This window comes from Xenorhabdus littoralis (assembly GCF_033949345.1).
GTDB lineage: Bacteria > Pseudomonadota > Gammaproteobacteria > Enterobacterales > Enterobacteriaceae > Xenorhabdus > Xenorhabdus littoralis.
The window spans coordinates 1-8,665 of sequence record NZ_VCDP01000159.1 but is presented as its reverse complement, the minus strand read 5'-3'; the positions used below and the strand labels follow the sequence as shown (position 1 = coordinate 8,665).

The window sequence follows — 8,665 nt, the reverse complement described above, 5'->3', positions numbered from 1 at the left end:
TCTCACTTCGCGCCGCGGCTGGCTTCAGCTCAGCGTCGGTCAGTGGTGGCGCATTATAGGGAGCTCTCTGATTTACGCAAGCCTTTTTGTGATTTTTTTATTTAAATGTTCAGATTTTAAACGAAAAGGCTATTTTTGCCTATTTTTTATCACATTTGGTAGGTCTGACAAGCTATTAACAACCAAATCTGCAGCCTGTTCTGCTTCTTCTGTTACAGGTTTTCCTGTACGAACAAGAATCTTAGTTCCAACTTTAGCTGCATTTGCTGCCAACATATCTTCTATCTTGTCTCCCACCATATAAGAAGCAGACATATCAATGTGTAATTCTTCCTGTGCATCAAGCAACATCCCCGCTTGTGGCTTACGGCAATTACACGTCTTCTTATATACTTCATCTATTGCTTCTGGATGATGAGGGCAATAGTAGATACCGTCGAAATCAACACCCCGGTCTGCCAGTGACCAATCCATCCACTCTGTTAACTGCATAAACTGATCTTCAGTAAAAATTTTACGGGCAATACCCGATTGATTTGTTACCAAGACCAACGCATAGCCCATTTTTTTCAATTCAAGCATGGCTTCAATCGCGCCATCAATAAATTGAAAGTTATCTATCTCATGTACATAACCGTGATCGATGTTAATCGTGCCGTCACGATCTAAAAATATGACAGGAATACCTTGAGTCACCTGATTGCTCCAAGAATGAACGAAGCAGACAGTATCGCATGATTTATCACTGAATGAGAATGCAGCATTTAATTTATTCATAGTTGACTTAGACGTCTAGACGCCTTAACATCCACTTTAATTCATGGCTTGTTGAATGTCCTCAGGTCATTCATCTCTAAATCTAATAAGAAGAACAAATAAGAAGAAAATGATAAGACTGACTCAGATAAATAAAGTATTTCAACAAGGATCGCGCTCAATCAAAGCGCTTTCAGATATTAATTTGCATGTTCCACAGGGGCAAATATACGGCGTCATCGGTTCTTCTGGTGCTGGAAAAAGTACTCTAATTCGCTGTGTGAATATGCTTGAGCGCCCGACTTCGGGTCAGGTATTGGTTGATGGGCAAGACCTCACTTCTCTCTCAGAGCGTGAATTGACTCGTGCACGTCGTCATATTGGCATGATTTTTCAACACTTTAATTTACTGTCATCCAGAACGGTTTTTGACAATATAGCATTACCGTTAGAACTGAATAGCACCCCAAAAGCTGAAATAAAGACTAAAGTTAATGAATTGCTGGAGTTGGTCGGCCTTACTGATAAACATGACGCATATCCTGCCAATTTATCTGGTGGTCAGAAGCAACGTGTCGCTATTGCCCGCGCATTGGCAAACTCTCCGAAGGTACTTCTTTGTGACGAAGCCACCAGCGCTCTGGATCCTGCAACAACACGTTCCATTCTGGAATTATTGAAAGACATTAATCGTCGTCTGGGTTTAACCATTCTTCTGATTACCCATGAAATGGATGTCGTTAAACGCATCTGTGACCAAGTTGCAGTCATCAGTGGCGGTCAATTGATCGAGCAAGATGTTGTTAGTGAAATATTTTCGCATCCCAAAACACCCGTTGCTCAAGAATTTATTAAATCTACGCTGCATTTGGATATTCCAGAAGATTATGCGAAAAAATTGCAGCCGGAATATGTGCCTGATCACAGCCCATTATTGAAACTGGAATTTACAGGTAAATCAGTTGATGCCCCTTTAATTTCCATCGCAGTTCGCCGCTTTAATATCGATATAAGTATCCTGAGTTCTCAAATGGATTACGCCGGTGGTGTGAAATTTGGGGTCATGTTGGCTGAGTTAGATGGCGAAAGCGACAATATCAAAGCAACAATCGCTTTTTTAGAAGAGCATCATGTGAAAGTAGAGGTTCTCGGTTATGTCTGAAGGAATGATTTTATTATTAGCTAAAGGAGTCTGGGAAACCCTCGTAATGACTTTCGTTTCTGGTTTCTTTGGCTTTGTTATTGGATTGCCGGCAGGTGTACTGTTATATGTCACTCGACCAGGGCAAATTATAGAAAATGGGACGCTTTATCGTATTCTGTCTGCGTTGGTAAATATTACCCGCTCGGTTCCGTTCATTATTTTGCTGGTATGGATGATCCCATTCACTCGGCTGATTGTCGGTACCTCAATCGGTTTACAGGCAGCAATTGTTCCACTCACGGTCGGCGCAGCACCTTTTATTGCCCGCATGGTAGAAAATGCGTTATTGGAAATTCCATCTGGTTTGATCGAAGCTGCACGAGCAATGGGTGCAACACCACTCCAGATTGTCAAAAAGATTTTATTACCGGAAGCATTACCTAGTTTGATCAATGCTGCCACAATTACCTTAATCACTTTAGTTGGATATTCCGCAATGGGAGGTGCTGTTGGTGCAGGTGGTCTGGGTCAGATTGGTTATCAATTTGGGTATATCGGATACGATGCGACTGTGATGAATACCGTATTAGCGTTACTTGTTGTTTTAGTGTTTTTGATTCAGTTAGGCGGTGATCATTTAGTAAAAACCATCAATCGCAAATAAGATTATTTTAACAAAGGTGGCAATAACGTCACCTAATACAAGGCTGAGACCTAAAAGCCTCATTATAGTAGTACGCAGTAACTTGATAAGACAGGTTATAAACCAGTATTCAATAGGGGTAAAATATGTCAGTGAAATTGAAATCCATTGCTGTAATCGGTGCATTATTAGGTACATTAGCTCTTGCAGGCTGCGGCCAAGAACAGAGAGACCCAAATCATATTAAAGTCGGCGTTATTGCAGGGCCTGAATTGAAAGTTGCTGAAGTCGCCAAACAAGTAGCAAAAGATAAATATGGCCTTGATGTTGAGCTGACAACATTCAATGACTATGTTCTACCGAATGAATCACTGAATAAGGGAGATATTGATGTGAATGTCTTCCAGCACAAGCCTTATTTAGATCAGCAAGTTAAAGAACGTAACTACAAACTGGCGATTGTTGGCAACTCTTTTATCTTCCCAATGGCGGCTTACTCTAAAAAAATCAAATCGCTGGATGAACTGAAAGATGGCTCTCAAATAGCTATACCAAACGATCCAACCAATCAGGGACGTGCACTGTTGTTATTGCAAAAAAACGGTTTAATTACATTGAAAGAGGGTGTTGGCCTGTTACCGACCATTCTGGACATTACCAGCAATCCTAAGCAATTGGACATTGTGCAACTGGAAGCACCGCAGTTGCCACGCTCACTGGATGACCAAAAGATCGCTTTTGCACTTATCAATAATACCTATGCAGGCCAGATTGGCTTAACGCCAGAACAAGATGGGATTTTCATTGAAGATAAAAATTCTCCTTACGTGAATATCATCGTTAGCCGTGAAGCCAACAAAGACGCTGAGAATGTGCAAAAATTCGTGAAAGCATACCAATCTCCGGAAGTTGAGCAAGAAGCTCAGAAAGTCTTCAAAGGCGGAGCAATAAAAGGCTGGTAATCTTTCATATTCAGTCAATCAAGATTAAAATCATTGGGCGGATATTCTTATATCCGCCCATTTTTATTGCGGAAAAGTAAACGCTTTGCCTGAATTGCCTGGTGGAATAGGCTCTCACTCCCTCACTGGCTTTATCAATATAAGGATTCAACTCGATGCGTGTATTACCTATCTGTTTCATGGCGCTCTTTATGGTTGGATGCACTTCGCTGTCAAATAAGGCCAATATGCCCGATGCGGAGTTGAAACATCCGTCAGCCAAAGTGTCCTCTTACGTCCGCCTATACACCAAAACAGACGAGCTGTTAGATTCACCATTTAAAGATTTAGGAATTGTGGCCGGAGAATCCTGCCGCAGTACACTACAAGATCCCCCAGCCAGTATTGCTACTGCACGGCAGAAAATGCTGGTGAGAGCAGCGGCTCTAAACGCTAATGCAGTCTTACTGCATCAATGTGCAATTTTATCCGGCCAAGGTTGCTACCAAACGGCCATTTGTGAAGGCTCAGCATTGTTGACAACCAATAAATAATTATTACTAAAAAGCCCATGTCAGATTTTCATTTTACGCAAATAGGAACCGTCCATTCTCCTTATAAAGAGAAGTTTGCCATCCCCCGTCAGCCGGGTCTGGTGCAAGATGGTACGGGTCAGCTAGAGTTACTTGCACCCTATAATAAGGTTGATGCAGTACGCGGGCTGGAGCAGTTCAGTCATTTATGGGTTATTTTCGTGTTTCATCAGACAATGGACGGTGGCTGGAATCCATTAGTGCGTCCGCCCCGTTTAGGTGGAAACGCCAAAATGGGCGTTTTTGCCACCCGTTCGACCTTTCGCCCCAATCCAATTGGTATGTCATTGGTGGAATTGAAAGGTATTCAATGCAAGAACAATCGCGTCGTTTTAGAGCTGGGTAGTTTGGATCTGGTGGATGGTACACCCGTGATCGATATCAAACCTTACTTGCCTTTCGCTGAATCATATCCAGAAGCTAAAGCGGGTTTTGCTCAAGCCGCACCCGATGCCGGCATGAAGGTCAGCTTCTCACCAGAAGCAGAGTGCCAACTTTTATCTTATCAGGCCAATTATCCTCATTTACGACGTTTTATCAGCCAGATATTGGCTCAAGACCCTCGTCCGGCCTATCGTAAGAAAGAGCAAGAAAACAGAATATATGCAGTTCATATTTTAGATTTCAACGTTCGTTGGCTAGTTTCTGATGCCCTGACCGAAGTCGTTTCTATCGAACACCGCTAAAACCCCTTTTGACATCGTAAGCTCGCTGGTAGACTAGCGGTTTATCTTTATTTTCTGATTTGGGTGGCAAGATATTGCCATCCAACAGCACTTTGCTACCCAATGGAAACTTACTATGCGTACTAGCCAATATCTGCTCTCTACTCTAAAAGAGACGCCTGCTGATGCAGAAGTTGTCAGTCATAAGCTGATGCTTCGTGCCGGAATGATCCGTAAACTCGCTTCTGGTCTTTACAATTGGATGCCGACAGGTGTCCGCGTATTGAAAAAAGTTGAAAACATTGTTCGTGAAGAGATGAATAATGCGGGAGCGATTGAGGTTTCCATGCCGGTAGTTCAGCCAGCAGATTTGTGGCAGGAAAGTGGTCGTTGGGAACAATATGGTACAGAATTGCTGCGTTTTGTTGATCGTGGTGAACGTCCTTTTGTTTTGGGGCCGACTCATGAAGAAGTTATCACCGACTTGGTTCGTAACGAAGTCACTTCATATAAGCAGCTTCCATTGAATCTGTTCCAGATCCAGACCAAATTCCGCGACGAAGTTCGTCCGCGCTTTGGTGTTATGCGCTCACGTGAATTTATCATGAAAGACGCATATTCCTTCCACACGAACCAAGAGTCCCTGCAAGAGACTTACGATAAGATGTACGATGCCTACAGCAAAATCTTTACTCGTATAGGTCTGGATTTCCGCCCAGTTCTGGCAGATACCGGTTCCATCGGCGGAAGCGCCTCCCATGAATTCCAAGTTCTGGCCGAGAGTGGTGAAGATGACATCGTATTCTCTACCGAGTCTAACTACGCAGCTAATATTGAATTGGCTGAAGCGGTCATGCCATCTCAGGAACGTGCGGCACCATCTGAAGAGATGCGTCTGGTTGATACACCAAACGCAAAAACCATCGCTGAACTGGTTGAGCAGTTCAACCTGCCGATTGAAAAAACGATCAAAACTCTGATCGTTCATGCAGCAGCAGAAAGCGAGCATAAATTAGTTGCTCTTCTGGTACGTGGTGATCATGAACTGAATGAAATCAAAGCAGAAAAATTATCTTTAGTCGCCAGCCCGCTGACTTTTGCTACTGAAGAAGAAATTCGTGCCATTGTGAAAGCTGGCCCAGGCTCTTTAGGCCCAGTGAATCTGCCAATGCCTGTTATCATTGACCGTAGCGTATCTGTCATGAGTGATTTCGGTGCAGGTGCCAACGTTGATGACAAACACTACTTTGGTATTAACTGGGAGCGCGATCTGCCACTGCCAGAAGTAGCTGATATCCGTAATGTAGTTGAAGGCGATGCCAGCCCGGACGGAAAAGGAACGCTGTTAATCAAACGTGGCATTGAAGTTGGTCATATCTTCCAGTTAGGCACCAAATATTCCGATGCCCTGAAAGCAACGGTGCAAAATGAAGATGGTCATAATCAAGTTCTCACCATGGGATGTTACGGTATTGGTGTAACCCGTATCGTGGCTGCCGCCATTGAACAGAACCACGATGATCGTGGCATTATCTGGCCAAACGCAATTGCGCCATTCCAAGTAGCAATTTTGCCAATGAACATGCACAAATCTTTCCGCGTGAAAGAAGTCGCTGAAAAGCTCTATGCGGACTTACGTGCCAGCGGTATTGACGTGATTTTTGACGATCGCAAAGAGCGTCCGGGCGTCATGTTTGCTGATATGGAATTGATCGGCGTACCTCAAACTCTGGTTATCGGCGATCGCAATCTGGATAATGGCGAGATCGAATACAAGTGCCGCCGTACTGGTGATAAGCAGATGCTGAAACTGGAAAATATTGTTGAATATCTGAAAGAAAAGATTCAACAAGCTTAATTTCGCCTGAAAAAACTCAGCTCAAATTGAAAAACCTGCGTATTGATAACGCAGGTTTTTTCAAAGGACAGACGTTATTTCTTAGTATTGCAGGAATCTGCTTTATCAAAACGGATTTTACCTGTTTGGATCACAGCATTATCGAACAACCCATCTTCCATGGAAGGACGAAGCGTATAATAGCCTTCTATTTCCACATAAACAGGCGTCCCACCTTCTACTCCTGTTGCACTGTAGCCACGTTCCAAATCGATATTTTCGGCAGCATCATAACGTTTTCCGGTACGACATTCCGTAAAGAGTGCTGAATCAGCAAAATAGCTGTATTCTCCTGCCAACTTTTTCGATGTTACCTTACCCAATTTATAGTTGAAATCCGATTGGATTGGCTGGCCATTAATATCCAGCATTACCACATCTTCACCTTTCATCTGGTAATAGGATTTGTTGCCATCTTGATTAGTCAGAACGATTTTTTTGCCATTGATTACCCAATGTCCCGTTTCAAAGAAGGTATTTTCCTCACTTTTGGCTTCCAGATAAGTCTGTCCCAATATATATGTCCCATCCTTAGCAAGCTGTAAAGTCGTCTCAATACCGGCACAATCTGCACAAGGCACAATTCCACTAAACACTTTTTCGGCTGGCAGAGACTTTTCCTGAGATACACTGCTGATCTGTGCTGTGGAATTGTCCTGTAATGCCAAATTGTTCTGACATCCAGCGGATGTGAACACTCCTGCTGCGAGTAATGCAAACAATATTTTTTTATTCATCATCATTTCAATCCAATAAATTCAAAAAAATACTCTTTTTTATAACGTCCGTTACTGATAAAACATAAGCTTTATGTAACAAGATTGACGTTACTTTACCGTACTCCAAAATACACGGTGAGAAAAATAAAAACATTTTGATCTAATTTCATTGCCTGATAATGAGCGAAGGGTTTAATCTACTGCTAATTTCAACGCAATGCCCACAGACTTATACAGTGATTATAGAAAACTTACTGTGCTATAGTCGTAGGTAGCATTTTTTGCGTTTGAGTTTGGTCAATCACGGGCGGCACGATCACCGCCACTAACATAGTGGTGAGCAAATATGTCTATAGATACTGAATACCAACCCATTAATTGTGATGATTACGACAACCTTGAGTTAGCTTGCCAGCGCCAACTTCATTTGCATATCCAATTGCGAGGCGGCGAAATATTTGAAGGTAAAGCTAATGAGTTGATTTTGAGGAAAAAAGTGGAGTATCTTCTTATTGAGTCAAATGAAGGGTCCCGTGAATTAAGGTTAGATTACATTATCAGTTTCAGCAATCCAGAAATCGGAACGATTATGATTGAGTATTCTCCATCGCTATAACAAATATCCCCTGAAACAGGATAAAAAGCCCTTGTATTTAACAAGGGCTTTTTATCCTCATTAACTTTTATAAATCAGTTATTAAATTACAATTTTCATTTGAAAATTTATCGACTGTATAAATAACAGAGATAGACTTCTCTATGTAAAGTTAATAATAGTCAAGATCAGCCTCTTATATAATACACAATGGAAAATTGCATTATGAAAGACAACCTCTTGGCCGAATTAATTTAATATAATAAGAAGGAAAGGGAATAATTTGCTGAATAAAAAATAGATTTAATAACCAAATTTAAAATACAGCAACGCATCCCTTTCCATATGGTAAATATTTAATAAGGTAATAATTTTAATGAATCAAATATTATTTTCTATTTAACAATATCAACTTTATTAATAATGGAAATATTAAGAAAACCTCATCATTTAATTCCTTGCAATAAATACTAAATACAATACTAAAAACAACTAAATATAGTTATGGTACCGCCCCTGTCTGAATAAATATCCAATTTCGCTACGTAAAAACCGTCCTTGTATTTTAAATATAGTACACACTTTTATATTTTCAAGTGAAAATTATTTTTATTTAAAATAGTCATCAATTTCATATACCACTCACTTGACCATTCATAGCTTACAGGACACATAACATGCTGAAATTTTTTCAAATCAGAACCACCCGCAT

9 protein-coding genes are annotated in these 8,665 nt (G+C 41.3%); 7 read left to right on the top strand and 2 right to left on the bottom strand.

From position 1 onward, the window contains the following. Positions 1-129: 129 nt before the first annotated feature. Positions 130-696, bottom strand: a complete 567-nt coding sequence (gmhB, locus tag FE394_RS18865) for a D-glycero-beta-D-manno-heptose 1,7-bisphosphate 7-phosphatase (RefSeq protein WP_319927860.1) — start codon at positions 694-696, stop codon at positions 130-132. 190 nt (positions 697-886) lie between these two features. Between gmhB and metN the strand changes: the two genes are divergently transcribed. The 6 genes from metN (at position 887) to proS (ending at position 6,600) form a co-directional block, all read left to right on the top strand. Next, positions 887-1,918, top strand: coding sequence for a methionine ABC transporter ATP-binding protein MetN (gene metN / locus FE394_RS18860; RefSeq protein WP_319927859.1), 1,032 nt, complete (start codon positions 887-889; stop codon positions 1,916-1,918). Next, positions 1,911-2,564 carry a methionine ABC transporter permease MetI gene (locus tag FE394_RS18855; RefSeq protein WP_319927858.1) on the top strand — a complete coding sequence of 218 codons (654 nt, stop codon included), beginning with the start codon at positions 1,911-1,913 and terminating at the stop codon, positions 2,562-2,564. Before metN ends, FE394_RS18855 begins: the two co-directional genes overlap by 8 nt. A 125-nt stretch (positions 2,565-2,689) precedes the next feature. Continuing rightward, positions 2,690-3,505, top strand: coding sequence for a MetQ/NlpA family lipoprotein (locus FE394_RS18850; RefSeq protein WP_319927857.1), 816 nt, complete (start codon positions 2,690-2,692; stop codon positions 3,503-3,505). A gap of 155 nt (positions 3,506-3,660) precedes the next feature. Then, entirely contained in the window at positions 3,661-4,038 is a 378-nt protein-coding gene (gene rcsF / locus FE394_RS18845) for an Rcs stress response system protein RcsF (RefSeq protein ID WP_319927856.1), read from the top strand. Between the two features lie 17 nt (positions 4,039-4,055). Further along, a complete protein-coding gene (gene tsaA, locus FE394_RS18840) occupies positions 4,056-4,763 on the top strand; it encodes a tRNA (N6-threonylcarbamoyladenosine(37)-N6)-methyltransferase TrmO (RefSeq protein ID WP_319927855.1) in 708 nt (235 codons plus the stop codon). Positions 4,764-4,878: 115 nt separating this feature from the next. Next, a complete protein-coding gene (proS, locus tag FE394_RS18835; protein ID WP_319927854.1) occupies positions 4,879-6,600 on the top strand; it encodes a proline--tRNA ligase in 1,722 nt (573 codons plus the stop codon). 74 nt (positions 6,601-6,674) lie between these two features. Here the strand turns inward: proS and nlpE are convergent, their stop codons facing one another. After that, positions 6,675-7,376, bottom strand: coding sequence for an envelope stress response activation lipoprotein NlpE (gene nlpE, locus FE394_RS18830; RefSeq protein WP_319927861.1), 702 nt, complete (start codon positions 7,374-7,376; stop codon positions 6,675-6,677). A gap of 328 nt (positions 7,377-7,704) precedes the next feature. On the opposite strand from nlpE, the gene rof reads away from it, so the two are divergent. Further along, on the top strand, positions 7,705-7,974 hold the full coding sequence (gene rof, locus FE394_RS18825) for a Rho-binding antiterminator (protein ID WP_319927853.1): 270 nt from the start codon (positions 7,705-7,707) through the stop codon (positions 7,972-7,974). Positions 7,975-8,665 lie beyond the last annotated feature (691 nt).

Bases quoted from the DNA above. Each gene is read 5' to 3' on its own strand.
- metN (WP_319927859.1), top strand. From the start codon at position 887: ATGATAAGACTGACTCAGATAAATAAAGTATTTCAACAAGGATCGCGC.
- FE394_RS18855 (WP_319927858.1), top strand. From the start codon at position 1,911: ATGTCTGAAGGAATGATTTTATTATTAGCTAAAGGAGTCTGGGAAACC.
- FE394_RS18850 (WP_319927857.1), top strand. From the start codon at position 2,690: ATGTCAGTGAAATTGAAATCCATTGCTGTAATCGGTGCATTATTAGGT.
- rcsF (WP_319927856.1), top strand. From the start codon at position 3,661: ATGCGTGTATTACCTATCTGTTTCATGGCGCTCTTTATGGTTGGATGC.
- tsaA (WP_319927855.1), top strand. From the start codon at position 4,056: ATGTCAGATTTTCATTTTACGCAAATAGGAACCGTCCATTCTCCTTAT.
- proS (WP_319927854.1), top strand. From the start codon at position 4,879: ATGCGTACTAGCCAATATCTGCTCTCTACTCTAAAAGAGACGCCTGCT.
- nlpE (WP_319927861.1), bottom strand. From the start codon at position 7,376: ATGAATAAAAAAATATTGTTTGCATTACTCGCAGCAGGAGTGTTCACA.
- rof (WP_319927853.1), top strand. From the start codon at position 7,705: ATGTCTATAGATACTGAATACCAACCCATTAATTGTGATGATTACGAC.